General features: G+C 72.7%; 24 protein-coding genes and 1 riboswitch. Of the genes, 18 read left to right on the forward strand and 6 right to left on the reverse strand.

Going from position 1 to position 25621, the window contains the following annotated elements; genetic code table 11:
- Positions 1 to 41: 41 nt before the first annotated feature.
- The 13 genes from OJ962_RS00385 to OJ962_RS00445 all read left to right on the forward strand — a co-directional run bounded on the left by OJ962_RS00385 (position 42) and on the right by OJ962_RS00445 (position 16083).
- A complete protein-coding gene (locus OJ962_RS00385) occupies positions 42 to 1241 on the forward strand; it encodes a YlbE family protein (RefSeq protein WP_202954776.1) in 1200 nt (399 codons plus the stop codon).
- A complete protein-coding gene (locus tag OJ962_RS00390) occupies positions 1228 to 1875 on the forward strand; it encodes a GntR family transcriptional regulator (RefSeq protein WP_202954775.1) in 648 nt (215 codons plus the stop codon). The genes OJ962_RS00385 and OJ962_RS00390 overlap by 14 nt, the downstream gene beginning before the upstream one ends.
- The gene (locus tag OJ962_RS00395) at positions 1872 to 3260 is read left to right on the forward strand and encodes an amidase (protein WP_202954774.1); all 1389 of its coding nucleotides are present in this window, start codon (positions 1872 to 1874) and stop codon (positions 3258 to 3260) included. The genes OJ962_RS00390 and OJ962_RS00395 overlap by 4 nt, the downstream gene beginning before the upstream one ends.
- Complete coding sequence (locus OJ962_RS00400; RefSeq protein WP_202954773.1) at positions 3257 to 3928, forward strand: cysteine hydrolase family protein; 672 nt, start codon at positions 3257 to 3259, stop codon at positions 3926 to 3928. The genes OJ962_RS00395 and OJ962_RS00400 overlap by 4 nt, the downstream gene beginning before the upstream one ends.
- Positions 3925 to 5517 carry a hypothetical protein gene (locus tag OJ962_RS00405; RefSeq protein ID WP_202954772.1) on the forward strand — a complete coding sequence of 531 codons (1593 nt, stop codon included), beginning with the start codon at positions 3925 to 3927 and terminating at the stop codon, positions 5515 to 5517. The genes OJ962_RS00400 and OJ962_RS00405 overlap by 4 nt, the downstream gene beginning before the upstream one ends.
- 53 nt (positions 5518 to 5570) lie before the next feature.
- Positions 5571 to 6119 carry a hypothetical protein gene (locus OJ962_RS00410; RefSeq protein WP_202954771.1) on the forward strand — a complete coding sequence of 183 codons (549 nt, stop codon included), beginning with the start codon at positions 5571 to 5573 and terminating at the stop codon, positions 6117 to 6119.
- A complete protein-coding gene (locus OJ962_RS00415) occupies positions 6119 to 6535 on the forward strand; it encodes a hypothetical protein (RefSeq protein WP_202954770.1) in 417 nt (138 codons plus the stop codon). Before OJ962_RS00410 ends, OJ962_RS00415 begins: the two co-directional genes overlap by 1 nt.
- 22 nt (positions 6536 to 6557) lie before the next feature.
- A complete protein-coding gene (locus OJ962_RS00420; protein ID WP_202954769.1) occupies positions 6558 to 8201 on the forward strand; it encodes an ArnT family glycosyltransferase in 1644 nt (547 codons plus the stop codon).
- Between the two features lie 16 nt (positions 8202 to 8217).
- Entirely contained in the window at positions 8218 to 9000 is a 783-nt protein-coding gene (locus OJ962_RS00425; RefSeq protein WP_202954768.1) for a siderophore-interacting protein, read from the forward strand.
- Between the two features lie 42 nt (positions 9001 to 9042).
- Positions 9043 to 11331: a hypothetical protein gene (locus OJ962_RS00430; RefSeq protein WP_270006117.1), complete on the forward strand. Its 2289-nt coding sequence runs from the start codon at positions 9043 to 9045 to the stop codon at positions 11329 to 11331.
- Positions 11332 to 11418: 87 nt separating this feature from the next.
- Positions 11419 to 14064 (forward strand): EAL domain-containing protein, encoded by a 2646-nt coding sequence (locus OJ962_RS00435; RefSeq protein WP_202954766.1) that lies wholly within the window; start codon positions 11419 to 11421, stop codon positions 14062 to 14064.
- 90 nt (positions 14065 to 14154) lie between these two features.
- A riboswitch (cyclic di-GMP riboswitch) is annotated at positions 14155 to 14235 on the forward strand.
- A 77-nt stretch (positions 14236 to 14312) separates the two neighbouring features.
- Positions 14313 to 15350 (forward strand): hypothetical protein, encoded by a 1038-nt coding sequence (locus OJ962_RS00440; protein ID WP_270006118.1) that lies wholly within the window; start codon positions 14313 to 14315, stop codon positions 15348 to 15350.
- Positions 15351 to 15357: 7 nt separating this feature from the next.
- Complete coding sequence (locus tag OJ962_RS00445; RefSeq protein WP_202954764.1) at positions 15358 to 16083, forward strand: L,D-transpeptidase; 726 nt, start codon at positions 15358 to 15360, stop codon at positions 16081 to 16083.
- A 6-nt stretch (positions 16084 to 16089) separates the two neighbouring features.
- Here OJ962_RS00445 and OJ962_RS00450 read toward each other — a convergent pair whose 3' ends face one another.
- Genes OJ962_RS00450 through abc-f form a run of 3 tightly spaced genes read right to left on the reverse strand, consistent with a single transcriptional unit; the run spans position 16090 to position 18750 of the window.
- Positions 16090 to 16818, reverse strand: coding sequence for a glycosyltransferase family 2 protein (locus OJ962_RS00450; protein WP_202954763.1), 729 nt, complete (start codon positions 16816 to 16818; stop codon positions 16090 to 16092).
- Positions 16811 to 17125: a hypothetical protein gene (locus OJ962_RS00455; protein ID WP_202954762.1), complete on the reverse strand. Its 315-nt coding sequence runs from the start codon at positions 17123 to 17125 to the stop codon at positions 16811 to 16813. Before OJ962_RS00455 ends, OJ962_RS00450 begins: the two co-directional genes overlap by 8 nt.
- A complete protein-coding gene (gene abc-f / locus OJ962_RS00460; protein ID WP_202954761.1) occupies positions 17122 to 18750 on the reverse strand; it encodes a ribosomal protection-like ABC-F family protein in 1629 nt (542 codons plus the stop codon). The genes OJ962_RS00455 and abc-f overlap by 4 nt, the downstream gene beginning before the upstream one ends.
- A 64-nt stretch (positions 18751 to 18814) precedes the next feature.
- Here abc-f and OJ962_RS00465 point away from each other — a divergent pair, with 64 nt between their 5' ends.
- On the forward strand, positions 18815 to 19699 hold the full coding sequence (locus tag OJ962_RS00465; protein ID WP_202954760.1) for a D-isomer specific 2-hydroxyacid dehydrogenase family protein: 885 nt from the start codon (positions 18815 to 18817) through the stop codon (positions 19697 to 19699).
- On the opposite strand, the gene OJ962_RS00470 is transcribed toward OJ962_RS00465, so the two are convergent.
- Positions 19674 to 20171, reverse strand: a complete 498-nt coding sequence (locus OJ962_RS00470) for an inorganic diphosphatase (RefSeq protein ID WP_202954759.1) — start codon at positions 20169 to 20171, stop codon at positions 19674 to 19676. The two genes, OJ962_RS00465 and OJ962_RS00470, sit on opposite strands and share 26 nt — an antisense overlap.
- Positions 20172 to 20189: 18 nt before the next feature.
- On the opposite strand from OJ962_RS00470, the gene mscL reads away from it, so the two are divergent.
- The 3 genes from mscL (at position 20190) to OJ962_RS00485 (ending at position 22078) form a co-directional block, all read left to right on the forward strand.
- Complete coding sequence (mscL, locus tag OJ962_RS00475; RefSeq protein WP_202954758.1) at positions 20190 to 20579, forward strand: large conductance mechanosensitive channel protein MscL; 390 nt, start codon at positions 20190 to 20192, stop codon at positions 20577 to 20579.
- A 179-nt stretch (positions 20580 to 20758) separates the two neighbouring features.
- On the forward strand, positions 20759 to 21565 hold the full coding sequence (gene otsB, locus OJ962_RS00480) for a trehalose-phosphatase (protein ID WP_202954757.1): 807 nt from the start codon (positions 20759 to 20761) through the stop codon (positions 21563 to 21565).
- Entirely contained in the window at positions 21566 to 22078 is a 513-nt protein-coding gene (locus OJ962_RS00485; protein ID WP_202954756.1) for a hypothetical protein, read from the forward strand.
- Here the strand turns inward: OJ962_RS00485 and OJ962_RS00490 are convergent.
- A complete protein-coding gene (locus OJ962_RS00490) occupies positions 22063 to 22797 on the reverse strand; it encodes an ACT domain-containing protein (RefSeq protein ID WP_202954755.1) in 735 nt (244 codons plus the stop codon). The two genes, OJ962_RS00485 and OJ962_RS00490, sit on opposite strands and share 16 nt — an antisense overlap.
- A 23-nt stretch (positions 22798 to 22820) precedes the next feature.
- Here OJ962_RS00490 and OJ962_RS00495 point away from each other — a divergent pair, with 23 nt between their 5' ends.
- Complete coding sequence (locus OJ962_RS00495) at positions 22821 to 23909, forward strand: glycosyltransferase (RefSeq protein ID WP_202954754.1); 1089 nt, start codon at positions 22821 to 22823, stop codon at positions 23907 to 23909.
- Here the strand turns inward: OJ962_RS00495 and polX are convergent.
- Positions 23867 to 25621 carry a DNA polymerase/3'-5' exonuclease PolX gene (gene polX, locus OJ962_RS00500; protein WP_202954753.1) on the reverse strand — a complete coding sequence of 585 codons (1755 nt, stop codon included), beginning with the start codon at positions 25619 to 25621 and terminating at the stop codon, positions 23867 to 23869. The genes OJ962_RS00495 and polX overlap by 43 nt on opposite strands.

A 25621-nucleotide genomic window follows, 5' to 3' on the forward strand; every position in this document is an offset into this window, starting at 1 on the left:
TCCGTGTCCACGGCCGCGCGGCGCCCGTAGCTTCGCGGCCCATGAACGCAGCGCTGCATACAGAGTCGGATGCGGTGGCTCGGCTGGCCGCGGCGCGGCCGCTGGTGGTCGACGTCGTGCCGGCCTCTGAGGTCTCCGCCCACCACGCCGCGGGCGGTGTGACGCACGCCGGACCGCCGATCGAGCCCGAGCGCATGTGCGCGCCGATGCGCGCCGCGCTGGGCAGCGCGCTGTGGCTGGAAGGCGTCGCGGAGACGCCGGCGGCCGCGATCAAGCTCGTGGAGGACGGCCAGGTCCCGCTCAGCACGAACCACGACGCGGGCGGCGTGGGGCCGATGGCCGGCGTCGTGAACCCGAGCATGCCGGTGTGGGTGGCGCGCGACGACGCCACGGGCAAGGTCGCGTGGTGCCCGCTCAACGAGGGCTCGGGCGCGGTGCTGCGCTACGGCGCGGACGGCCCCGAGGTGCTGGAGCGCCTCGTCTGGATGAGGGACGTGCTCGCGCCGGAGCTGCGAACGGCGCTCGACCGCGCGCCGCTCGACCTCTTCGACCTTCATGTGCGCTCGCTTGCGCTCGGGGACGAGGCCCACCACCGCACGGAGGCCGGCACCGCGCTGACGCTCGAGGCGCTCGGCATCGAGCACCCCGAGGTGCGGGCGTTCATCGCCGGCAACGGCCAGTTCTTCCTGAACCTGGCGATGGTCTTCGCCAAGCTCGCGCTCGACTGCGCCGCGGACGTGTCGGGCTCGCCGGTCCTCACCGCGATCGCCCGCAACGGCGTCGAGGTCGGCATCCGCGTCTCGGGCCTCGGCGACCGCTGGTTCGTCGGCCCCGCCGCGCTGCCCGCCCCGGCGAAGCTCTTCGACGGGTATTCACCCGCCGACATGAACCCGGACCTCGGCGACTCGGCGATCGTCGAGACGTACGGGTTGGGTGCGCTGGCCGTCGCCGCTTCGCCGCTCTCGGCCCCTTCGGTCGGTCTGGACCCGAAGGTGATCGACGAGATCGACACCGGACTGCGGGCGATCGCGGCCGGCGAGTCCCCCGAGATCCGCTTCCCCGACGGCCGCGCGGCGATCCTCGGCGTCGACGCGCGCAAGGTCGCCGCGACCCGCATCTCACCGCCCGTGCACACCGGGATTGCCCACAAGCGGCCCGGCATCGGGCAGATCGGCGGCGGCATCACGCACCCGCCGCTGCAGGCCTTCGACCTCGCGGTGGCCGCGCTTGACGCGCGCTGAGTCCGTGCACCGCGCGCTGCGGGCCGCGCTGCTCGCGGGCGAGTTCCCGTACGGGCAGCGGCTCGTCGAGGAGCAGCTCGCCGAGCGCTACGAGACGAGCCGCACGCCCGTGCGGGAGGCGCTGCGCCGGCTCGAGGGCGACGGCCACGTCGTACGCGACCGCACCGGCGGCGTGCGGCCGAACGCGCCGCGGGTGAGCGCGATGCGCGAGCTGTACGCCGTGCGGACCGTGCTCGAGGACCTCGCGGTGCGCACGGCGGAGCGCGACAAGGTGGACGCGCTCTACGAGGAGTGGCTGGAACTGCGCGCCGAGCGCGACGAGTCGCCGGACTTCGTGTACGCCGACGAGGCGTTCCACGAGGGCCTTGCCCACGCGTCGGGCAACAGCGCGACGGAGCGCTACCTGCGCGACATCAACGAGCGCATCCGCGTGATCCGCATCCACGACTTCACGACCGTGGACCGGATCGTGACGACCGTCGGGGAGCACCTGGAAATCCTGGACGCGCTGCGGGCGGGCCGGACGGACGCCGCCGCGGCGCTGATGCGCGTGCACATCGAACGCAGTGCCGAAGTCGTCGAGCGCCGGGTGGGCGAGCTCCTCGCGCGCATGTTCGAGGAGGACCGCCCGTGAGCAGTGTCGCGACCAACGCCTTCGCCGCCGCCCGGGAGCGGCTGGCCGCGCAGATGACCGACCCGCCCGAGAAGCGGCCGGCCTACGACGTCTTCGGCCCGCCCACCGCGCCGCTGCCCGGGCTGGGCGGGACGCCGAGGATCGGGACCGGCCGCTCCAGCGTGGAGCGGGTCGAAGCGGCGCTCGAACGGATCGCGCAGGACGAGTGGACGGCGTTCGTCCACGTGGACGCCGAGCGGGCGCTCGCGGAGGCACGAGCGCGCGACGCCGAGCCGCCCCGCGGGCCGCTCCACGGCATCCCGGTCTCCGTCAAGGACGTCATCCACGTCGCCGGGATGCCGACGCGCTGCGGCTCCGACGCCTTTCATCAGATGCCGGAGGTCGATGCCGCCGCGGTGGACCTGTGGCGCGCGGCGGGCGCGGTGGTCCTGGGCAAGACGAGCACGCACGAGTTCGCGCTCGGCGTCACGAGCCCACAGGCGCGCAACCCGCACGACCCCACGCGCATCCCGGGCGGGTCCAGCGGCGGCAGCGCGATCGCGGTCGCGACCGGGATGGGGCTCGTCTCGCTCGGCACCGACACGCGCGCGTCGATCCGCGTGCCCGCCGCGCTGTGCGGCGTGGTCGGCCTGAAGCCGACGTACGGCACCGTATCCACGCGGGGCGTCGTGCCGCTGAGCTGGACGATGGACCACGTCGCGGTGATGGCTCCCGCGGCCGAGGACGCCGCGCTCGCGCTCGACGCGCTGCGGCCCGAGGCGCCCGCGATCGCCCCGGCCGCGGGCTCGCGGACCGAGCACCTGCGCGTCGGGCTGGCGACCGCCGCCTGGGAAGGGGCCGAGACCGCCGTGGACGCGGCGATCGCCCGCCAGATCGAGAAGCTTCAAGGCCTCGTGGCGTCCGTCCGCGAGACCGATCGTCCCACCGCCGCCGACTTCGGCGGCGCCAACGCGATGGGGTTGCTCGTCTCGCGCTGCGAGGCCGCGACGTTCCACCGCGCCGCCGGGCTGGACCGCTCGCTGTACTGGGCGGAGGTCCGTGACCAGCTGGACGCCGCGGACGGCGTGCCCGCCACGGACTACATCGACGCGCAGCGTTACCGCGCCGCGCTGAGGGAGGAGATGCTCGCGGTGTTCCGTGAGCACCACGTACTCGCCACGCCGACGTCGCCCGTCCTGGCGCCGCCGGTCGAGCAGGCCGACGAGTACCTCACGATCCTGTCGCGCAACGCGATCCTGTGGAGCTTCGTCGGGTTCCCGGCGATCTCCGTGCCGTGCCGCACCGACGGGTTGCCCGTCGGCCTGCAGCTGGTGGCCGGTCCCGGTGGGGAGGCGCTGCTGATCGCGCTCGCGACCGCCCTCACGAAAGAAGGGGAAGGCGCATGACGGTTGCGGCGCAGGCACTGCCAGGACCATTCGAGTTCGCTCCCGGGACCACGGCGCTCGTCGTGATCGACATGCAACGGGACTTCCTGGAGCCCGGCGGCTTCGGGTCGATGCTCGGCAACGACGTGTCGCTGCTTCAGGCCGCGGTCGAGCCGCTGCAACGCGTGCTGGCCGCCGCCCGCGACCTCGGGATGACGGTCATCCACACGCGCGAGGGGCACCGGCCGGACATGGCCGACTGCCCGCCGGCGAAGTTCGCGCGCGGCGAGTTCATCGGCACGGATTCGCCCAAGGGGCGGATCCTGATCCGCGGCGAGTACGGGCACGACTTCGTCGACGAGCTCGCCCCCGCGCCCGGGGAGATCGTGCTCGACAAGCCGGGGAAGGGGTCGTTCTACGCCACCGACCTCGAGCTGATGCTGCGCAACCGCGGCATCACGTCGCTGATCGTCACCGGCGTCACCACCGAGGTCTGCGTGCACACGACCGTGCGCGAGGCCAACGACCGCGGCTTCGAGTGCCTCGTGCTCGAGGACTGCTGCGGCTCCTACTTCCCCGAGTTCCACGAGGTCGCGCTGCGGATGATCTCCGCCCAGGGCGGCATCTTCGGCTGGGTGGGCTCGTCCGCTGACCTGCTTGCCGCCTTGCCGATCGGAGCTCGCGCATGACCCTCCCGTTCTGGACCCGAGGCGACCTCAACGCCTTCTTCGGGCTCGGCATCAACATGCTCGTCAACGTGCTGGTGCTGGCGGGCCTGTGCATCGGCGTGGTCAACATGGCGCCCGATGACGTCTACCGCGTCGTGCTGCCCGCGCTCGGCATCGAGCTGCTGGTGGGCAACCTCTTCTACTTCTACCTCGCCCGCCGGCTGGCGATGAAGGAGCAGCGCACGGACGTGACGGCGCTGCCCTACGGCCCGAGCGTCCCGCACATGTTCATCGTGACGCTGGTGATCATGCTGCCGACCTACCTGGCCACCCAGAACGCGATCGCGGCGTGGACCGCCGGCCTCGCGTGGGCCTTCATCATCGGCGTGATCATCCTCATCGGCGCGTTCGTCGGGCCCGCGATCCGGCACCTGACGCCGCGCGCCGCCATGCTCGGCACGCTCGCGGGCATCTCGCTCGCGTTCATCTCGATGCGGCCGGGCGCCCAGATGTGGGGCGCGCTGTGGATCGCGCTGCCCGTGTTCATGATCATCATCGCCGGCTTCATCGCGGGCGTGCGGCTGCCGAAGAACTTCCCGATCGGGTTGGCGGCGCTGCTCGTCGGCTCCGCGATCGGCTGGATCGGCGGGTACATGGAGCCCGCCGCGGTCACCGACTCGGTCAAGGCGATCGCGCTCGGCGTCCCGTCGCTGAACGTCGACCTGCTGCTGGACGGCCTCGAGGGCATCTCGCCGCTGCTCGCGACCGCGATCCCGCTCGGCATCTACAACTTCACCGAGGCGATGAGCAACGTGGAGTCGGCCGCCGCCGCGGGCGACAACTACAACCTGCGCCACGTGCTGCTCGCCGACGGCACGGGCGCCGTCGTGGGCGCCGCGCTCGGCTCGCCGTTCCCGCCCGCCGTCTACATCGGCCACCCGGGCTGGAAGGCCGCCGGCGGGCGCATCTCCTACTCGCTCGCGAGTGGCGTGCTGATCTTCCTGCTGTGCGCGTTCGGGCTGTTCCCGCTGCTCGCCGCGCTGCTGCCGATCCCCGCGATCGTGCCGATCCTGCTCTTCATCGGCCTCGTCATCGGCTCGCAGGCGTTCGTCGCGGTGCCCAAGGCGCACTACGCGGCGGTCGTGCTGGCCGCGATCCCGTCGCTGGCGCAGTGGGGCTCCGGGATGGTCCACGACGCGCTGCTGGCCGCGGGCACGAGCGTGCAGGAGGTGGGCGACGAGGCGCTGGCCGCGGGCGGCGTGCTCTATGGCGGGCTGGCGACGATCGGCGCCGGCTCGGTGCTGGTCGGCATGGTGCTCGGCACGATCGCGGTGTTCGTGATCGACCGGCGCTTCATCCACGCGGCGGCGGCGTGCGGCGTCGGTGCGGTCCTCACGCTGATCGGGCTCATCCACTCCGAGGAGGTCGACGTGTTCTCGAACCCGCGGCTCGCGCTCGGCTACGCGCTCGCGGGTGTGGTGTGCCTCGCGTACTCGCTGCTCAAGCTCCCGCCGCGCGAGCCGGATCTCAGTGACCCGATGGATCTCGAGGTCACCGCCGAGCAGAACCGGTTCGTGCGCGAGGACGAGAAGGTGGCTGTCCCTGCCTGAAGTCTGGGGCTGTCCCCAATGGCAATCGCGCAAGGGGGCGGTAGCTTTGAGACATGAGCTCCGCCGCCCTCGCCGACCTTGACATCGGGCCCAAGCCCAGCCGCAAGGAACGTGCGGCGCAGACCGTCAACGCGGCCCTGCGCGGGGGTGTCCTCGCCGGGGCCGTCGCCGGGATCGCGTGGCTGCTGGCCGTCGCCCTCAGCGGCAGCGTGTTCTTCCTGCTGGTCGTGGCGACCGTGCTCGCGGCCGTCCTCACCGTCTGGCGTGGCGCCAAGGCGCCCATGCGCGTCTGGGGCCTGCTCGCCATCGCCTGGGCGCTGATCATCGCCGAACGCGCGATCGTCAACGACAACGGCGGCCTGATCGTCGCCGGTGCCGCGTGGCTCGGCGTCGTCATGGGCGCCCGCAGCGCGGGCATCGCCAAGAAGTCGCTGGTCCTGCTGCTCTATCCGCTGCTCTCGCTCGCCGTCGTGATCGGCGCCGGTGAAAGCGTGATGGACCCGTGGGGCCTCTCCTGGCTGTGGGTGCTCGCCGTGATCGGCCCCGTGCTCGGCGCGCGCACCGTCCTGAACCCTTCTCCCCGGGAAAGCAAGCCCTCCTGATGCAGATCATCGTCAACTACCGCGTCGACCCGAAGGTCGCCGCGGCGCTCCTTCCTGCCCAGTTCCGGCCGCGGATCGTCAACGGCCACGCCGTCGGCGGCCTGCTCGTGCGCGGCGACACCGTCGAGTACCGGATCGCCGTCGAGTCCGGCGCGTACCTGCTCAACAGCGAGTCCGGGCCGCTCGTGGCCGAGGAGAAGCCGAGCCAGGTCTACGCCTCCTTCGCGGGCGAGGAGACCGTCGACGTCTCCGTCCGGCCCGCGCGCGCCTGGCGCAGCGGCCTGTTCGGCGACGCCTCGTCGGCCGCCCGCTTCGCCGGCGCGGTCGCCGCGGTGCCCGTCGCCATCGACTGGGTCCGCTCGAGCTTCTTCACGCGCCTCGGCGCGAGCGCGGACTGCGCGCTGCTGACCGCGTAGCGCCCTCGTAGACTGCTCGCGCGTGTTCACGCGCGACCGCGCACCCGCCGCGATCCTCGCGCTGATCCTGCTCGTCGCCTTCGGGCTGCGCGTGTGGAGTCTCGGGCACGGCCTGCCCTACGCGTACAACCTGGACGAGCGGGCGCATTTCGTGCCGCACGCGGTGTCGATGACGACCGGGGACCTGAACCCGGGCTACTTCATCAATCCGCCGCTTCTTACGTACATCCTCGCCGCGTGGTTCAGCGTGATCCACCTCGGCGGGGTGGAGCAGTGGTTCGCCGACGACGCCGGCGCGGTGTTCCTGGCCGGCCGCTGGATCAGCGTGTTCTTCGGCGTCGGGACGGTCGCGGCGACGTACTTCGCGGCGAAGGCGTGGTTCGACCGGCGGGCCGGACTGGTCGCGGCCGCGATCATCGCGGTCGCGTTCCTGCCCGTCTTCTACTCGCGGCTCGCGCTCAACGACGGGCCCGGGATGCTGCCGTGCGCGCTGGCGATGTGGGCGAGCGCGGTGGTGCTGCGCACCGGGTCGACGAAGGCGCTGCTCGCGGGCGGCGCGTGCGTCGGGCTCGCCGCGTCCTTCAAGTACTCCGACGGCGCCGTGGTCGTCGCGCTGGTCGCCGCCGCGCTGCTCTCCCCGCTCTCCTTCAAGCAGGCGTTCAAGGGCCTGCTGCTCGCCGGGCTGATCGCGATCGCGGCCGTGATCGTCACCAACCCGTACCTGTTCGCGGACTGGGACACGTTCATCTCCGACCTCGACCGCCAGCGCAAGTTCGCGGCCGGCGGGGCGCTGCTCGGCCAGCCCGAGCGCAACGGCTGGTGGTACTACCTGACCTCCAGCACCTGGTCGCTGGGCCTCATCCCCGGCCTGCTGGCGGTGGCCGGCGGCGTCGTGCTGCTGGTGCGCAAGCGCTACAGGGAAGCGGCGGTCCTGGGCGGGCTGATCGTCCTCTACTGGCTGTACATGGGCAGCCAGAGCCGCTTCTACGCGCGCTGGATGCTGCCGCTGTTCCCCGCGCTCGCGATCCTCGCCGCGTACGCCGTCACGCAGATCCGCCAGAAGGTCGTCTTCGGCGCGGTCGTCGCGCTCGCGCTCGCGCCCAGCCTCTACACCACCGTCCGCAACGCGATCGTGCTCGGCCGTGAGGACACCCGCACCGAGACGCGCGACTGGCTCGTGGCCAACGTCCCGCAGGGCACGAAGGTGAGCTTCGAGCCGATCGCGCCGACCGAGTGGTACGGCTCCACCCCGGGCGGCGGCGCGAAGGCGGACCCCACCCAGCAGTGGCAGCGCTTCAACCGCAACGACGCGATCATCGAGGAGCTCGCCGCCGAGCACGGCGGCGCCCGGCGCACGGCGAACTTCCAGAACTACGAGCGCACGCTCACGCCCAAGCTGGTCGACATCTACCGGCGCGAGGGCGTGTGCTGGGTCGTCACCGGCTCGACGCAGTACGGCCGCGCGCAGGCCGAGCCGCAGCGCGCGCCGCAGGCGGCCAAGTACTACGCCGCGCTGCGCGCTCAGGCCGACGTCGTCTTCCGCACCGACCCGACCGACGGCGACCTGCCGCGCTACCAGGTCGACAAGTCGTTCAACTACGTCGAGTCCGAGTTCAAGCGCCCGGGGCCGGAGATGATCGTCTACCGGCTGAGGAACTGCCGTTAGGTTACCCTAACTCGGCGTGTACACCACTGGCACGCTGCTGCGCAGGACCGAGGTCTCGCCGCACATGCTGCGGCTCACGTTCGCCGTTCCGGGCTGCCGGCCCACCGAACGCCCCGACGACTGGCTGATGCTGTTCTTCGGCGAGCCGGGCGACCACTCGCTGCGCCGCAACTACACGGTGCGCGCCGTGCGGCCGGAGGTCGAGGAGCTCGACATCGACTTCGCGCTGCACGAGGGCGGGCTCGCCGCGACCTGGGCCCGCACCGCCGAGCCGGGCGACGAGCTCGTGTGGAGCGCCGCCGAGGGCGGCTACGTGCTCCCCGAGGACGCCGAGTGGCAGCTGCTCGTCGGGGACCTCACGGCGCTGCCGGCGATCGGACGGATGCTCGCGCAAGCGCGGCCGGGCGTGCAGACGACCGTCGTGCTCGAGATCGAGGACCCGGCCGATCGCCAGGACTGGGAGACCGACGCCGACGTGCGCTGGCTGCACGGGACGTGCTGCCTGAACGAGATCGTCCGCACGTTCCCCGAACCGGACGGGCCGGGCTACATCTGGATGGCGGGCCAGACGCAGATCGTCCGCGACGCCCGCCGGTACCTGCGCCACGAACGCGGCGTCGACAAGGCGCGCTACTCGCTCACGGGCTACTGGATGCCGCGCAGCGAGGAATGGCTGGAACGCTACAAGCCGCACGCCGAGGAGCTGAGCGCGATCTGGGAACGCGGCGAGGCCGAAGGGCTCGACGAGGAGGAGCTGATGGACGAGTACGAGGCGGCGCTGGAGCGCGCGGGGTTGTAAAAACCGCGCAACCGTCGACGGCTCCGCGTGTTCCAGTCCCTCGTGCGGACCCTCATCGCTCTGTCGCTGCTCCTCATCGCTGCGCCCGTGGCCCACGGGCGCGTCGTTGTCGTCGCCACCAGCACCGATCAGGTGCAATTGATCGACACGCGCACGGCCCAGCCCGCGCCGTACCGCGTCCCCGGCCGGGCCACCGCGGTGGCGGCCACGCCGGACGGCTCGCGCGCGCTGATTGCGACGGGCCGGATCGTCACGATCCTGGACCTGAACACACGCGGCGTGAACGGCGTCGCGCAGTTGCAGGGCACACCGGCCGCGCTGGCGGTCTCGCCCGACGGCGCGCGGGCGTTCGCGGCGCGGCGCGGCGGGCTCGAGGTGATCGACCTGGCGACCGCGCAGCGCGTCGGCCTGCGCGCGCTCGCGGGCGAGCCGATCGACCTCGTGGTCACGTCCACGCGCGCGGTCGTGGTGCAGCGCGGCGGGAAGGTCGCGGTGCTCGATCTGGACACGGGCCGGCTCGTCCGGCGCCTCACGCTGCGCGGCGCGGCGGGCGTCGCGCTCGCCCAGGGGCAGGCGTGGGTCTCGGCCACCGAGCCCCAGCGGGGCAAGCGCAAGCCGCAGGCACGCCTCGTGCGCGTGAACCCGCTGACGGGCGGCGTGACCGGCTCGGTCGCGCTGCGCACGGACGGTGGCGGCGGCGTCGCCGTATCTCCCGACGGCCTGCGCGCGGTCGTGGCGCCGGGCGCGAAGCTGCGCGGCGTGCACCGCAAGGCCGCGCTCGTCGACCTGGCCAAGCGCCGCGTGCTCGCGCGGCCCGCCACGGGCGGCGGTCCGGGCCGAGCCGCATACGCCAACGACGGCGCCCGCGTGTACGTGTCCGACCGCCGCGCCAAGACCGTCGTCGTGCTGTCGCCGTTCTCCGGCGTGCGCCTGAAGACGGTCCGCCTCGCCGGCGCCCCCGGCTCGCTCGTCGTCCAGCCCGGTCTCGCCTCCCTGGCGGGCACCGAGGCCAACGACGTCCTCAACGGCACGCGCGGCGCCGACCTGCTCCGCGGGCTCGGCGGCGACGACCTGCTGCGCGGCCAGCGCGGCGACGACCAGCTGTTCGGCGACCTCGGCAACGACACGCTCTCCGGCTCTTCCGGCAACGACACGCTCGACGGCGGCGAGGGCAACGACACCGCCTACGGCGACACCGGCCAGGACCAGCTCACGCTCGGCGGCGGGGACGACACCGCCCAGGGCGGGCTCTCCAACGACGTGATCGAGGGTGGCCCCGGCAACGACAAGATGGACGGCGGCGACGCCGACGACACCCTGCGCGGCGGCGAGGGCGACGACATCATCGGCGAGAAGGGCCTCGGCAACGACAAGCTGCTCGAGGGCGGCCCGGGCAACGACCTGCTCGACGGCGGCCGCGGCAACGACCACCTGCTCGACGGCGGGCCGGGCAACGACCAGCTCTACGGCCAGAACGGCGCCGACAAGCTCGACGGCGGTGAGGGCGACGACACCCTGGTCGGCGGCCGCGCGGGCGACCAGTTGCACGGCCGCGAGGGCAACGACACCGTCCAGGGCAACGCCGGCCGCGACAACATCACGGGCCAGCTCGGCGACGACACGCTCGACGGCGGCGGCGACGACGACCGCATCTCCGGCTACGACGGCGAGGACACGCTGGTCGGCGGCCACGGCGCCGACGAGGTCTTCGGCGGCGACGACGACGACACGATCCGCGTGGCCGATGACAGCGCCGACTTCGTCTTCTGCGGCCGCGGCGACGACACCGTCTACGTCGAGGACACCGCGCCCACGCGCGACCAGCTCGACTCGTGCGAGACCGTCGTGCAGATCCAGCCCGAGCCGTCCACCGACGAGCCGCCGCCCTCCGTCGTGCGCGGCGGCATCGGCGACGACAACCTGATCGGCACCGAAGGCCCGGACTCCGTCTTCGGCTCGATCGGCAACGACACCCTGAACGGCCTCGGCGGCGACGACTACGTCGACGGCGAGCACCAGGACGACATCGTCGCCGGCGGCCCGGGCAACGACCAGGTGTACGGCCGCTACGGCAACGACCAGGTCCACGGCAACGACGGCAACGACCAGATCGAGGGCGGCTTCGGCTCCGACTACGTCGACGGCGGCCCCGGCGACGACCAGATCTCCGGCACCCAGGACCCCGACATCGTCCAGGGCGGCCCGGGCAACGACCGCATCGACGCCGTCGACGGCGCGATCGACCGCATCGACTGCGGCGACGGCCAGGACGTCGTGGCGGTCGACCCGAACGACGTCATCGTCGGGGGGTGCGAGGACATCCGCCGCTGATCCGATACGTCAGGGACAACGGCACGCCGACCTGCACCTCCCCCGTGTAGGTCAAGCCCCGGTGGGCGCGTGCCGATGAACCCGGGCGTGGCTCCCTCCTCCCGCACCGAAGCCCGGCTCGCCGGGCTTGCCGCCGTCGTCAGCGCCGGTGCAGCGGCCCTGACGGTGGCCCGCTCCTCCACGCGGCGTCCGCCGGCGGACGCCGCGCTGGTCGGCTTGATCGAGCGCGTCGCCGACGCCACGAGCCGCGCCGCGTCGGTCGACGAGGCGCTGATGGCGTGCGTCGAGCAGATCTGCCGCTGGACGGGCTGGCCGGTCGGACACGTGTACTTCGCCGAATCCGACGGCGTGCTCCCCACCCAGCTCTGGTACCTCAGCGACGCGGCGCGCTTCCGGCGCTTCCGCGAGTTGACGGAGCGCACGTCGCTCGCCCGCGGCGTCGGCCTGCCCGGGCGTGTGCTCGAGAGCGGGCGCGCGGAGTGGATCGTCGACGTCACCTGCGACGCCAACTTCCCCCGCCACGCCGTCGCGGCCGAGGTCGGCCTGCGTGGCGGCCTGGCGTTCCCGGTCCCGATCGGTGACGCGTGCTTCGCCGTGATCGAATGCTTCTCGCTGTCGGCCGTCACGCCCGACGACCGCCTGCTCGAGGTCGCCGCCCACATCGGGCGCCAGCTGGGCCGGGTGATCGCCGGCATGCGGATGGAGCAGGCGCTGCGCGAGTCCGAGAGCCGCTTCCGGTCGGTCGCCGAGACGGCCAACGACGCGATCATCGCCGCCGACGAGCGCGGCCTGGTCCTGTCCTGGAACCCCGCCGCCGAGCGCATGTTCGGCTACAGCGACCGCGAGGTCATCGGCCGGCCGCTGTCGCTGATCATGCCCGAGCGCTTCCGCGCGATGCACGACGCCGGCATCCGCCGTGTGGTCGAGAACCCGGAGAACTCGCGCATCCTCGGCAAGACGGTCGAGGTCGTCGGCCTGCGCGCGGACGGCGGCGAGTTCCCGATCGAGCTCTCACTCGCGACCTGGACGAGCGAGGGCGACCGCTTCTTCAGCGGCATCATCCGCGACATCGCCGCCCGCAAGCAGGCCGAGGACCAGGCGCGGGCGCTGGAGAACGCGCCGGACCCGATCGTCAAGGTCGACGCCACCCGGCGGATCGTGCTGGCCAACGCGCGCACGGAGCAGCTGTTCGGCTACCGCCGCTCGGAGCTCGTCGGCCGCACCGTCGAGGAGCTGTTCGCCAGCCACTCCGCGCACCGCGCCCGTGACCTGTTCCACGCCGCCGGCAGCGGCACGGAGACGATGCAGGAGTACGGCGTCGAGCTCACGGGCCGGCGCAAGGACGGCAGCGAGTTCCCGATCGACGTCACGCTCAGCCGCGGGAACGGGGACAACGGGGTCGTCGTCACCAGCATCCTGCGCGACGTGACCGAGCGCACGCGCTTCGAGGCGCAGTTGCGCCACCTCGCCGACCACGACCACCTGACCGGGCTCTTCAACCGCCGTCGCTTCGAGCGCGAGCTCGCCGAGCACATCCCGCACGCCGAGCGCCGCCGGCATCCCGGCGCGGTCCTGCTGCTGGACCTCGACCGCTTCAAGTACGTCAACGACACCCACGGCCACAGCGCCGGTGACGACGTCGTGCGCACGATGGGCCGCGCGCTGGCGGCCTGCATCGGCGCCGGCGACGTGATCGCCCGGCTCGGCGGCGACGAGTTCGCCGTGCTGCTGCGGGACGCCGACCGCGGCGCCGCCGAGGACGCCGCCGCGCGCATCGTGCAGGCGATCGCGGGGCAGTCGGCGACCGTCGACGGGCTCATCGTCTCCATCACCGCGAGCGTCGGCGTCGCGCTGTTCGGCAACGGCGCCACGCCGGCCGACGACTTCCTGGCCGCGGCCGACATGGCGATGTACGTCGCCAAGGAGGCCGGAGGCAACCGCCACCACATCTTCGACGACGCGGACGACCGCGTCGCGGGCATGCAGACGCGGCTGGCCCAGGCCGCCCAGATCCGCCGTGCGCTGGCGGAGGACCGCTTCGTCCTGTACTGGCAGCCGATCATCGAGATCGCCACGGGCACCGCGACCCACCACGAGCTGCTGCTGCGCATGCTCGGCGAGGACGGCCGGGTCATCCCACCCGCCGCGTTCATCGAGACCGCGGAGCGCTTCGGCCTCATCCAGGAGCTCGACCGCTGGGTCGTGCGCAACGCGATCGGGCTGCTCGTCGACGACCACGACGCCGAGCACCGGCTCGAGGTCAACCTCTCGGGCGCGTCCATCGGCGATCCCGAACTGCCGCTGCTGATCGAGCGCGAGCTGGCCGCCACGGGCGTGGACCCCGGCCGCCTGGTGTTCGAGATCACCGAGACCGCGGCCATCGCCAACATGGACCAGGCGCGCGCCTTCGCCGAGCGCCTGACGCGTCTGGGCTGCCGCTTCGCGCTCGACGACTTCGGTGCCGGGTTCTCCAGCTTCTACTACCTCAAGCACCTGCCGCTCGACTACCTGAAAATCGACGGCGACTTCATCCGCAACCTCGCGCACAGCCCGACCGACCAGCTCGTCGTGAAGTCGATGGTCGACATCGCCCGCGGGATGGGCATGAAGACGATCGCCGAGTTCGTCGAGGACGACGAGACGCTCGACGCGCTGCGCCGTCACGGCATCGACTACTCCCAGGGCTACCTGCACGGACGCCCCGAGCCGGTGCGCGCCGCGGCCGTGACCTAGTCGGACGTCTGTCGAGTTTCGCGCAAACGCGGTTTGCCGTGGCACCATGACTGTTGACGCGGTCGACAAGGGGTCGCCCGCGACACACGAGACGAAACAAGGCAACCCCGCCGTGAGGCGGGTTCGCAAAGCCAGAGGCCTTCTGTAGGTGAAGGCGGCTCAGCTACCGGCTCGGAGACTGCATCGGAATCTGTCAAGGAGGACAGATGTCGGTCTATCCGACCATCAAACTTGCTGCAAGCACCGTTGTGCTCGCGGCCGGCGCTTGCGCGCTGGCTCCGGGCGCCGCCCTCGCGACCTACGGCTACACGGACGTCTCCGGCAACCCGTCGTGCGCGAGCCTTGGCTCCAGCTTCCGCCAGCTCAAGATCGAGCCCGTCGTGCAGGGCCGGACCGCGTTCAACGACGGCAAGCTCAGCGGCTCGATCACCGTCAGCGACACGCGCTTCGACTGGTCCGCCAACCAGGGCGTCGACGCGGTGATCGTCAAGGGCGGCCCGGGCGCGCGGATCTATCGCACCGGGTCCGAGACGACGCGCGGGACCGGCCTGAGCGCGCCGAAGAACCCGGCTACCTGGCGGCCGTACGGGCTGAGCCACATCACGTTCTGCTACGACCTGCCGAAGACGCCGGACTGGTGCCCGACGCCCACGCCGACGCCGAGCCCGACGCCCAGCCCGAGCCCGACGCCCAGCCCGAGCCCGACGCCGAGCCCCTCGCCGTCGCCGAGCCCCAGCCCGTCGCCGTCGCCCAGCCCGAGCCCTTCACCGTCGCCCAGCCCGAGCCCGTCGCCCTCGCCGAGCCCCAGCCCGAGCCCGTCGCCCTCGCCCAGCCCGAGCCCGTCGCCGGACCCGACCCCGTCCCCGACGCCTGACTCGACGCCGGCCCCCACGCCGACGCCCGGCTCGGCCCCGGCGCCCACCTCCGCGCCGGCAACGGCCGCTCCGGCACAGGGCGCCGTCCTCGGGGCGACGCAGGTCGTGGCCCGTGCGCGCATGGCGAGCCCGAGCCGCTGCGTCTCCCGGTCGTTCCAGCAGGTGGTGCGTGGCACGGGCATCCGCCGCGTGACGGTCACCGTCAACGGGCGCCGCGTGGCGCGGCTCAACGGCACGCGCAGCACGTACGCCGTGCGCATCGACCCGCGGGCGCACGCCACGGGCACGCTGCGCATCGCGGCGCGCGTCGAGTACGTCGCCGCGAGCGGCAAGCGGGCCCAGACGCTGCGGGCGACGGTCCTGCGCTGCAGCGAGAGCCGCACCGCCGCGCGACCGCGGTTCGCGGGGTAGCCGAACGATGAGCCGCTCATCCGCCCTCGTCGCCGTGGTCGTCGCGCTCGTCGCGCCCGCCACGGCGACGGCCGCGGTCCGCGCACCCGGCGCCGCCGGCCCGCTGGGCGACGAGCGGCTCTCCAACGAGACGACGGTCACCCGCTGGGCGCATCCCGCCGCGCGGGCGACCGTCCGCTCGGCGCCGCGCGCCTCCGCCGCGGCCGTCGACCACCTGCGCTTCTGGACCGAGCACGAGAGCCCTGAGGTCTACCTCGCGCTCGAGAGCCGCCGCGTGGACGGGCGGCCGTGGGTGCGCATCCGCCTTCCCGGCCGTCCGAATGGCCGGACGGGGTGGGTGCCGGCGAGCGCGCTCGGGCGGCTCAACGTCGTCCGGACGCAGCTCGTGGTCAACCGGCGGACCCTCCGCGCGACGCTCTACCAGGACGGCTGGGCGATCTGGCGCGCGCCGGTCGGCGTCGGCGCGCCGGCCACACCCACGCCGGCCGGGCGCTTCTGGGTGCGTGAGCGCCTGCGCGGCAACGGCGGCGTCTACGGACCGTGGGCGTTCGGGACCAGCGGCTACTCGAGCATGCGCGACTGGTGGTTCGGCGGCGTCGTCGGCATCCACGGCACGAACGAGCCCGGGTTGATCCCCGGCCGCCCGTCGCACGGCTGCATCCGCGTGCGCAACGCGGACCTGGTCCGCCTCGTCAAGCGGATGCCGATCGGAACCCCGATCCGCATCCGCTGAGCCGGCTCACTTGGTGAAGCGGAAGCGGAACAGCGCGGCGACGGCGCCGAAGCCGTCCTTCCACGTGATCTTCTTGCCCTCGGCGTAGGAGCGGCCGTAGTAGGAGATCGGCACCTCGTAGAGGCGCAGCTCCGGGCCGATGCGCAGGATCTTCGCGGTCAGCTCCGGCTCGATCTGGAAGTCGTTGGACACCAGCTTCAGGCCGCGCACGAGGTCGCCGCGGAAGGCCTTGTAGCCGACCTCCATGTCGGAGATCGTCGTGTTGTAGAGCACGTTCGACAGCAGGGTGAGGAAGCGGTTGCCGGCGTAGTGCCAGAACAGGTGCGCGCGCTGCGGGTGCGCGCCGCCGCGCAGGCGGGTGCCGAAGACGGCGTCGGCCTTGCCGGTCAGCAGCGGGTCGATCAGCGCGGGGATGTCCGACGGGGAGTACTCGAGGTCGGCGTCCTGGATGAGCAGGATGTCGCCGGTGGACTCGTCGATGCCGCGACGCACCGCGGCGCCCTTGCCGAGGTTGCGCGGCTGCGAGAAGACGATCACCTGCGAGTGCGTGGCCGCCAGGCGGGCGAGCTCGGCGGCCGAGCCGTCCGTGGAGCCGTCGTCGACCAGCAGGATCTCCAGGCGCAGGTTGAGCTCGAGCAGCTCGTCGACGACCTGCGCGACCGTCTTCTCCTCGTTGTAGACGGGGACGACGACGCTGACCAGCGGCCGCCCCGCGCCGTTGGTGGCGTCAGTCACGGCGCGCCATGCTAGCCACTTCGCGGTGCGTGCAGGTCTCGTCGCGCTCGACGAGATAGCGATCGTCCTGCGGGTAGAAGACCGCGGTCTCGTAGTTCTCGCCCGCGAACGCGCGGATCGAGTCGACCGAGTCCCAGAACGAGAGCGTGACGAACTCCGTCAGCTCACCGAGCTCGCGCGTGAGCATGTACGCGCCCTGGTTGCCGGGCGTCGCCGCGTAGGCCTTCATGCCCGTCTCGTCGATGTAGGCCGCGTAGGCCTCCGCGTCCGCGGTCTTCACGGCCCCGCGCCACGTGCGCGCGATCACAGCTGCACCACCTCCGCGTTGGCGGACCAGCCGCCCTCGTAGGCCCGCACCTCGCCGTCGGCGACGTGCACGATCCGGTCGGCGATCCGGTCCAGGAAGTAGCGGTCGTGGGAGACTGCGATGACCGTGCCGTCATAGCGCTCCAGCGCGCCTTCGAGCGCTTCGATGGAGTCGACGTCGAGATGGTTGGTGGGCTCGTCGAGCACCAGGCAGTTCGGCGCGTCCTGCATCAGGCACAGGAAAGCAAGCCGCGTGCGCTCGCCGCCGCTCAGGCTGCCAACCGGCCGGCGGGTCTGCTCGTAGTCGAACAGGAAGCCCATCAGCAGCCGCACGGCCGCGTCCTCGGCGAGCGAGCGTCCGGCGCGCAGCGCGTCGAGCACCGTGGCGTCGTCCGCCAGCGAGCCCGCAGCCTGCGACAGGTACCCGAGCGTGATGCCGTCGCCGGCCCAGCGGGTCCCGGTCCACGGCTCCAGCTCCTCCGTGAGCACGCGCAGCAGCGTCGTCTTGCCGCCGCCGTTGGGCCCGACGACGCCGACCCGCTCGCCGCGCATGACGACCAGCTCGACGTCCAGCAGCACCGGGTCGTCGCCGTAGCCGACGTCCACGCCCTCCAGCGCCAGCACGCGCTGGCCGCCGCGCTGGCCGGACCGCAGCGCGAGCGCCATCTTGCGCCGCTCGAAGACGGGCCGGTCGACCTTCTCCATGCGGTCGATCTGCATCTGCTTGACGCGCGCCTGCTTGGCCATCCGCTCGTTGACGCGGATGTGAGCCCAGTGCCGGAAGCGCCGCACCGCCTCCTCGAGCCGGGCGATCTCCTTCTGCTGGGTCACGTACACCTGCCGCTGACGTTCGAGCTCGAGCTCGCGCGCGACCACGTAGGCGGAGTAGTTGCCGGGCCAGATGCGGATCGTGCCGTGGTCGAGCTCGGCGATCTCGGCGACGGTGGCGTCGAGCAGGTGGCGGTCGTGGGAGATCATCACGACGGCGCCGTCGAAGTCGTCCAGCAACGCGCCGAAGCGCTCGCGGCGAGCCATGTCCAGGTGCGCCTCCGGCTCGTCCAGCAGCAGGACGTCGGGCCGGCGCGCGAGGCACGCGGCGAGCGCGACGAGCTTGCGCTGGCCGCCGGAGAGCTCGCTCGTGGGCATCTCGAGCAGCCGCCCGTCGATCCCGAGCGCGCGCAGGTGCCCGAGCGCCTCGCCCTCGGCGCGATCGCCGCCGGCGTCCGTCCAGCGCGCGAGGACGCGCTCGTGGTGCGCCAGCGCGCGGGCCATGGCGTCCAGGTCGGAAGCAAGGTGGGGGTCGGAGAGCTTGCGCTCGGCCGCCCGCAGCTCGCGGTCCAGCTCGGCCAGCTCCGGCCGCGCGGCGCGCACGGTGGCGAGCGGCGTGCGCTCGTCACCGTCGACGATCTGCGGCAGCTGGGCGAGCACGAGGCCGCGCCGGCGCGTGACGGTCCCGGCGTCGGCGTCGTCGAGCCCCGCGAGGATGCGCAGCAGCGTCGACTTGCCGCCGCCGTTGGGCCCGAGGATGCCGATCCGCGAGCCGCGCTCGACGTCGAGGTCGGCGCCGCGCAGGATGCTGCGGCCGCCGAAGGACTTCTTCACGCCACGGGCGACAAGCAACGACATGCCGGATAGCGTCACGTCCAGCCGGGTACGCGGCAATCGAGCCAGCCGCACCCGTTCCCACCAGATGCCCGCCCCCCCGATCCACGTCGGCCCCGAGCCGAAGGACCACCTCGTTCGCGCCGTCGAGGACGGTGGCGGGCGCGTCGTCGGCCTCGAGGAGGCCGAGGGCGTGATCTGGGCCGGCGGTCCCGACTTCCCCGAGTTCCCGGAGCGGGTGCGCTGGGTCCAGCTGCCGGCAGCGGGCGTCGAGTCGTGGATGGATGCTGTCCGGGCGCAGCCGCGCATCCAGTTCACGAGCGCGGCGGGCGCGTACGCGACGCAGGTCGCCGAGCACGCGCTCGCGCTGCTGCTCGCGGGCGTGCGCGGGATCGTCGGCTACGCGCGTACGCAGACCTGGTCGCCGGGCGGTGACCGCGTGCTGGAGGGCACGACCGTCGCGGTCGTCGGCGCGGGCGGGATCGGGCGCGAGCTGATCAAGATGCTCGAGCCGCACGACGTCGAGGTGATCGCCGTGACCCGCTCCGGCCGCGGGGACACGTGGTCCGTCGACCGCCTGCCCGAGGTGTGGGCCAAGGCCGACCACTTCGTGATCGGCGCGCCCGCGACCGACGGCACGCGCCACCTGGTGGGCGCCGAGGAGCTCGCGCAGATGAAGCCGCACGCGTGGATCGTCAACATCGCCCGCGGATCGCTGATCGACCCAGACGCGCTCGTGGACGCGCTGCGCGAGGAGCGCATCGGCGGCGCGGCGCTCGACGTCACCGACCCCGAGCCGCTGCCCGACGACCACCCGCTGTGGCGCGAGCCGCGGGCGCTGATCACGCCGCACGTCGCAAACCCGCCCGAGACGATGGAGCGCGACCTCGCCAAGCGGGTCACCGAGAACGTGCGCCGGTTCGGTGCGGGCGAGGACCTGCTCGCGCCTATCGAGCGCGATCGCGGCTACTGACCCAGCGCTCGCGAGCCTCGTCGATCAGCCGCTCCGCCACGTCGCGGTCCTCGAAGCCGTGCAGCTCGACGCTGCGGCCCTCGGGCTCCTTGTAGATCGAGAAGAAGTGCTCGATCTCGCCGCGCAGCTGGCGCGGGATGCTGTCGAGGGACTCGTAGTCCGCCCACGCGGGGTCCTCGTGCGGCACGCAGACGACCTTGTCGTCGCGCCCGCCGTCGGCGGTGAGCCGCAGGACGGCGATCGGCCGCACGTCGACGCGACACCCCGGGAACGTCGGCTTGTCGACGAGCATGATTGCGTCCAGCGCGTCCCCGTCCTCGCCCTCCGTGTCGGGGAAGAAGCCGTAGTCGGCCGGGTAGGTCACGCTCGAGAACAGGAAGCGGTCCAGCTTGATGCCGCCGAGGTCGGCGTCGTACTCGTACTTGTTGCGCGAGCCCTTGGGGATCTCGATGAAGCACAGGACCGCCGACACGCGCGGGAGACTACCCCGATGCTGAAAGAGTTTCGCGAGTTCATCCTGCGCGGCAACGTCGTCGACCTCGCCGTGGCCGTCGCGATCGGCACGGCCTTCACCGCGGTCGTGAACGGCTTCGTCTCGAGCTTCATCACCCCGCTCGTCGCCGCGATCGCCGGCAAGGAGCGTTTCGCGGGACTCCTGTTCACGATCAACGGCTCCGAGTTCACGTACGGCGCGTTCCTGAACACGCTGCTCACGTTCCTGATCACGGCGGCCGTCGTCTTCTTCCTCATCGTCAAGCCGATGAACCTGTTCCTGCAGAGGCGCAAGGAAGACGACGAAGCCGCGGAGCCCGCGGCACCGGCCGAGGACGTCCGGCTGCTCACGGAGATCCGCGACCTGCTCGCCGCGCAGTCTCGGTGAAGGCGTCCTGGCTTCTGGCCATCGGCACGGTAGACCGCGCGACGACGCGCAGGCCGTGGCACCTTCGCGGACGTGATTCACGGCGTCCTGCGGGTCGCGCGCGCCGGCGACCACAGCGAGCTGCTGGTCGCCGCGTTGCGGACGACGCTGGACGCGAAGACGTAGCGCATACTGGGTGGGTGCCCTCCGACGCCGCCACGCTGGAAGAGAAGCTGCGACCCCTGCGCGAAGCGCCCGAGCGCTCGGCCGTGCTCCTCGACGTCGACGGCGTGCTGGCGCCGATCGTCGAGCAGCCCGACGACGCGCACATGCCCGAGACGACGCGCCGGCCGCTGATCGAGGTGGCGCGCCGCTACGGCGTCGTGGCCTGCGTGTCCGGGCGCCGCGCGTCGGACGCGCGCCGGATCGTCTCGCTCGGCTCGATCGCCTACCTCGGCTCGCACGGGTCCGAGGTGCTGCGGCCCGGCTCGATCGCGCCGGAGATGGACCGCGAGCTGGAGGCGTGGACGCGCCGCGTGCAGACGTTCGCGCACGACGCCTACGGCGAGAAGCTGCGCCGGCTGCGGGTGCGGTTGGAGGACAAGGAGGCGATCGCCGCGCTGCACTGGCGCGGGACGCCCGATGAGGAGGACTCGCGGCTCGCGATCGAGGAGGTCGCCGAGCGCGCCGAGGAGGCGGGCTTCGTGACCCATTGGGGCCGCAAGGTGCTGGAGATCCGGCCGCCGGTGCGGATCGACAAGGGCGCCGGAATCGTCAACCTGCTCAGCTCCACGGACCTGGCCGCGGCGGTCTACGTCGGCGACGACGTCACCGACCTGGACGCCTTCCGCGGTCTGACCGAGCTGCAGGAGCGCGACCGGCTGGGCTACGCGTTGCGCGTCGGCGTGCGCTCGGACGAGACGCCGCCGCAGCTCGAGGAGGAGGCCGACACGTTGGTCGAAGGCACGGACGGCGTCCGCGATCTGCTCAGGGCGCTGCTCCTGTAAGTGCGGTTCGGCGACTTCCTCAAAGCCACCGTCCTGCTGAGCGCCGCGTCGGCGACGTTGCTCGCCGCGCTGACCGTCATCGGCATCTCCAACTCGCTCGACCAGACGCCCGCGATCGTGTGCGCGGTGTGGTGGGTGCTGGCGACGCTCATCGGCACCGTCATGGGTTCGCAGCCGGAGACCACCGAGCAGATCGCGCGGTTGCTCGCCGGCGCCCGCCACCAGCAGGGGCTCCCAGAACTGCATCCGGCGCGGACGATCTTCAACCGCTTGTGGCCGCTGCTGCTGGCGACCCTGGCGGCCGGCGCGCTGTCCGTGTTCCTGCCCCAGGTGGGCGGGATCGCGGCCGGCTTCGCGATCATCTGGGCGCTCGCGTGGCGCCGGCAGGAGGCCGCGGTGGCCGCGATCGAGGAGCGCGACGGCGCTCGCTTCTACGTCGACAAGACGTCGCCGCTGAGCGCCATCCGGCTCGTCCGCACCCCGGGCTTCAGCGGCGACTACCTGCGCGTCTGAGCCTCCGCCTCCACCTCGACGGTCCAGCGGGGATCGAGCAGCGAGTGGACCACGAGCATCGTCGAGGCCGGCCGCACCTCACCGAAGACCTCGCCGTGCGCCTTCTGGGCGCCGTCAGGGTCGGCATCGGGCGTCAGGTAGGTGCGCGTGCGCACGACGTCGTCCACGGTCGCGCCCGCCTCGTTGAGCGCCTTCGCGACGATCTCCCACGCGCGCAGCGCCTGCTCGTAGGTGCTCTCGGGGCAGCCGCCGTCGGGCATGACCGGGCCGGTGCCGGAGACGAGCACGCGGTCGCCCTCGCGCACGGCGCGCGAGAAGCCGATCACCGGCTCGTACGGCGAACCGGACGCGATCAGCCGCCGTCCCGTGGACCGCAGGGTCTCCAGCGCCCGCTCGAGGTCCCCCTCCTTGACCAGGATGTAGTCCGTGTCGTAGGTCGAGATGGCGAAGATCGAGATGCCGGCGGCCGCCAGCGGCGTCGCGAGCCGCGCCAGCACGCCCGTCTCGGAGAACGGGATCGGGCCAGGCACGACCATCGCCTTCCACCCGTCCTCGACCGTCACGTCCGGCGGCACGGCGTCCTGCCCGCACACGATCGACAGCTCGTCCGGCGTGCGCGTGATGGACATGAAGCCCTCGTGCAGCTCGAGCGCCCAGGACGGCACGCGGTCGGACGGCGGGAGGCGGCAGACGGAGTAGGTCCCTTCGAGCACGTTCATGTGCCCGCCAGAATGCCAGGCTGATGGCCCGAGCCGACGTCCTGATCGTCTCCCTGGGCGGCACCGCGGGCCTGCGCGAGGCCGACGCGGAGCTCGCCGCCTCCCTGCGCCGCGCCGGCGCGCGGGTGGAGGTCGCGTCCACCCCGCGCCCGCCCGAGCTGCGCACGTTCGCCGCCATCGAGCTCGCGTGGGCGCTGAACGCGCGCCGCGCCGCGGTCCTCGCGATCCGTGAGCACCGCCCGCACGCGGTGCTGTACTCGAGCAGCACCGCCGCTCTGCTCGGCCCCGTGCCGGGCGCGATCCGCTTCGACGCCCCTGCCGCCGGCAACCGCCCGGGCCGCCACGGGATCTGGCAGCGTCCGGTCGAGGCGCGGCGCTTCCAGGCGGCGCCGCTGCTCGTCCCGTGGAGCGAGGGTGGCCTGGCCGAGGCGCCGACCCCGCGCGCGGGCGCCGTGATCGTGCCCGTGCCGGTCGAGCCGAGCGGTCCGCCGGAGACCAAGGACATCGCTGCGATCACCTACGGCGCGAACCCGGAGAAGAAGGGCCTGGACCGCGTCCTGGCCGCGTGGGCGCGCGACGCGCGCCCCGGAGAGGAGCTCGTGGTGGCGGGGCTCGACGAGGCGCGGGGCCGCGCGTGGCTGGCGCGAGCCGCCGAGCAGGTCTCTGGCCGCGGCCGCGCGACCCCCCTCCTCGCGGAACATCCCCCTTCCTCGGGCGAAGCCCGGTTCCGCGAGAGGGGGGTCGCGCGGCTGCGGCCCACCACGGCGCTCGAGCAGGTGCGGTTCACCGGGATGATCCCGCGCACCGAGTACCGGGCGCTGCTGCGGCGCGCGCGGGTGTTCGTCACCGCCCCGCGGCGCGAGGACTACGGGATCGCGCAGCTCGAGGCGCTCGCGGACGGCTGCGTGCTCGTCACCAACACGGCGCCCGGCCCGTACGCGGCGCTACCGATCGCGCGCGCGCTCGACCCGCGCCTCGTCGGAGACCGGCTCGACATCCGCACCGCGCTCGACGACCCGCGGCCGGGCGGCCGCGCGGCGGTCGCACCCTTCACGCGCGCCGCGGTCGATCAGGTCGTCGCGGAGGAGCTCCTGCCGCGCTTGCGCAGCTGAAGGAACTCGTCGAGCGGGCGCGTGTTCGCGACCTGGGCGGCCGTGAGCCAGGCGCGGCGGGCGGTCGCGACGCCGTAGCGCAGGTTCGCGAGCGTCTCGGCGCCGTGGGCGTCGGAGTCGATCAGGATCGTCACCCCTGCGGCCGCGGCGGCGCGCGCGTAGACGTCGTTCATGTCGCGCCGGTCCGGCGCGGAGTTGATCTCGATCATGGTCCCGTTGGCGGCGGCCGCCTCGATCACGCGTGCCATGTCGATCGAGTAGGGCGGGCGGGTCTCGATCTTGCGGCCGGTCGGGTGACCGATCGCGTCCAGCCACGGATGATTGATCGCGGTGAGCATGCGCTCGGTCATCGCGCTCTCGTCCATCCCGAACGAGGTGTGGATGGAGCCGATCACCCAATCCAGACGCTCCAGCAGCTCGTCCGGGTAGTCGAGCGTGCCGTCCGGGAGGATGTTGGACTCCGTGCCCGCGAGCACGCGGAAGCCGTCGAGCCGCTCGTTGAGCGCCGCGATCTCGTCGATGCGCGCCTCGAGCTGCTCGGGCGTGACGTGGTTGCCGAACCCGTGCGAGGCCGAGTGGTCGGTGATCGCCAGGTACTCGTAGCCGCGCGCCTGGGCCGCCGCGACCATCTCCTCCAGCGTGTTGCGCCCGTCCGACAGCGTCGTGTGGCAGTGCAGGTCGCCGCGCATGTCGTCGAGCGTGATCAGCTGCGGGAGCTCGCCCTTGAGCGCCGCGTCGAGCTCGCCGCGCCCCTCGCGCAGCTCCGGCGGGATCCACGGCAGGCCCAGCCGCTCGTAGACCTCCTCCTCGGTCGCGCAGCGCGTCGTCTCGCCGGTCTCGTCGTCGAGCACGCCGTACTCGGAGATGTGCAGACCGCGGCGGACCATCGCCTCGCGCAGCTGCACGTTGTGCGCCTTCGAGCCCGTGAAGTGCTGCAGGACGTTGCCGAACTGGTCCGGCGCGACGACCTTCAGGTCCACCTTCATGCCCGAGTGGGTGACGGCGCGCGCGCCGGCCTCGCCGCTCTGGGACACCGACTCGACGATCTCCAGCCCGGCCAGCGTGTCGACCAGCGCCTTCGCGTCGCTCGCGGTGGCGATGATGTCGATGTCCTTGACCGAGTCGCCCCAGCGGCGCGCGGAGCCCGCGACCTCGACCTGGTCGGAGGCCGGGTGCGCGCGCAGCGCCTCCGCGATCTCCAGCGCGATCGGCAGCGCGCGGGACAGCACGACGCGCGGCTCGGGCTCGCCGCCGCGCTCCTCGTGCGCGGCCAGCGCCTTGAGCAAATTTTCCTCGCCCTTGGGCCCGAAGCCCTTGACCTTGCGCACCTCGCCCTGCTCGGCGAGCGCGCGCAGGCCCTCGAGCGTGTCGACGCCGAGCGCGTCGTGGAGCTGGCGCGCCCGCTTGGCCCCGAAGCCCGGCAGCTTGGTCATCTCCACCAGACCGGCCGGGAACTTGGCGCGTAGCTTGACCGCGGACGGGATGTCGCCCGTCTCGTCGAGCGCGCGCAGCTTCTCCTCGAGCGTCTTGCCGATTCCCGGCACGCTCGTGACCTTGCCCTCGCGGGTGAGGCCCATGATCGAGACGGAGGAGTCGCGCACGGCCTTGGCCGCCGTGCGGTAGGCGATGACGCGGTAGGACACGGCCCCGTCGAGCTCGTACAGGTCGCCCAGCTCGTCCAGTGCCGCAGCGATCTCGGCGTTGGTCTTCAT

Source organism: Solirubrobacter deserti (genome assembly GCF_027587175.1).
GTDB lineage: Bacteria > Actinomycetota > Thermoleophilia > Solirubrobacterales > Solirubrobacteraceae > Solirubrobacter > Solirubrobacter deserti.

Bases quoted from the DNA above. Each gene is read 5' to 3' on its own strand.
- OJ962_RS00385 (WP_202954776.1), top strand. From the start codon at position 42: ATGAACGCAGCGCTGCATACAGAGTCGGATGCGGTGGCTCGGCTGGCC.
- OJ962_RS00400 (WP_202954773.1), top strand. From the start codon at position 3,257: ATGACGGTTGCGGCGCAGGCACTGCCAGGACCATTCGAGTTCGCTCCC.
- OJ962_RS00405 (WP_202954772.1), top strand. From the start codon at position 3,925: ATGACCCTCCCGTTCTGGACCCGAGGCGACCTCAACGCCTTCTTCGGG.
- OJ962_RS00410 (WP_202954771.1), top strand. From the start codon at position 5,571: ATGAGCTCCGCCGCCCTCGCCGACCTTGACATCGGGCCCAAGCCCAGC.
- OJ962_RS00415 (WP_202954770.1), top strand. From the start codon at position 6,119: ATGCAGATCATCGTCAACTACCGCGTCGACCCGAAGGTCGCCGCGGCG.
- OJ962_RS00445 (WP_202954764.1), top strand. From the start codon at position 15,358: ATGAGCCGCTCATCCGCCCTCGTCGCCGTGGTCGTCGCGCTCGTCGCG.
- abc-f (WP_202954761.1), bottom strand. From the start codon at position 18,750: ATGTCGTTGCTTGTCGCCCGTGGCGTGAAGAAGTCCTTCGGCGGCCGC.
- OJ962_RS00465 (WP_202954760.1), top strand. From the start codon at position 18,815: ATGCCCGCCCCCCCGATCCACGTCGGCCCCGAGCCGAAGGACCACCTC.
- mscL (WP_202954758.1), top strand. From the start codon at position 20,190: ATGCTGAAAGAGTTTCGCGAGTTCATCCTGCGCGGCAACGTCGTCGAC.
- OJ962_RS00490 (WP_202954755.1), bottom strand. From the start codon at position 22,797: ATGAACGTGCTCGAAGGGACCTACTCCGTCTGCCGCCTCCCGCCGTCC.
- OJ962_RS00495 (WP_202954754.1), top strand. From the start codon at position 22,821: ATGGCCCGAGCCGACGTCCTGATCGTCTCCCTGGGCGGCACCGCGGGC.
- polX (WP_202954753.1), bottom strand. From the start codon at position 25,621: ATGAAGACCAACGCCGAGATCGCTGCGGCACTGGACGAGCTGGGCGAC.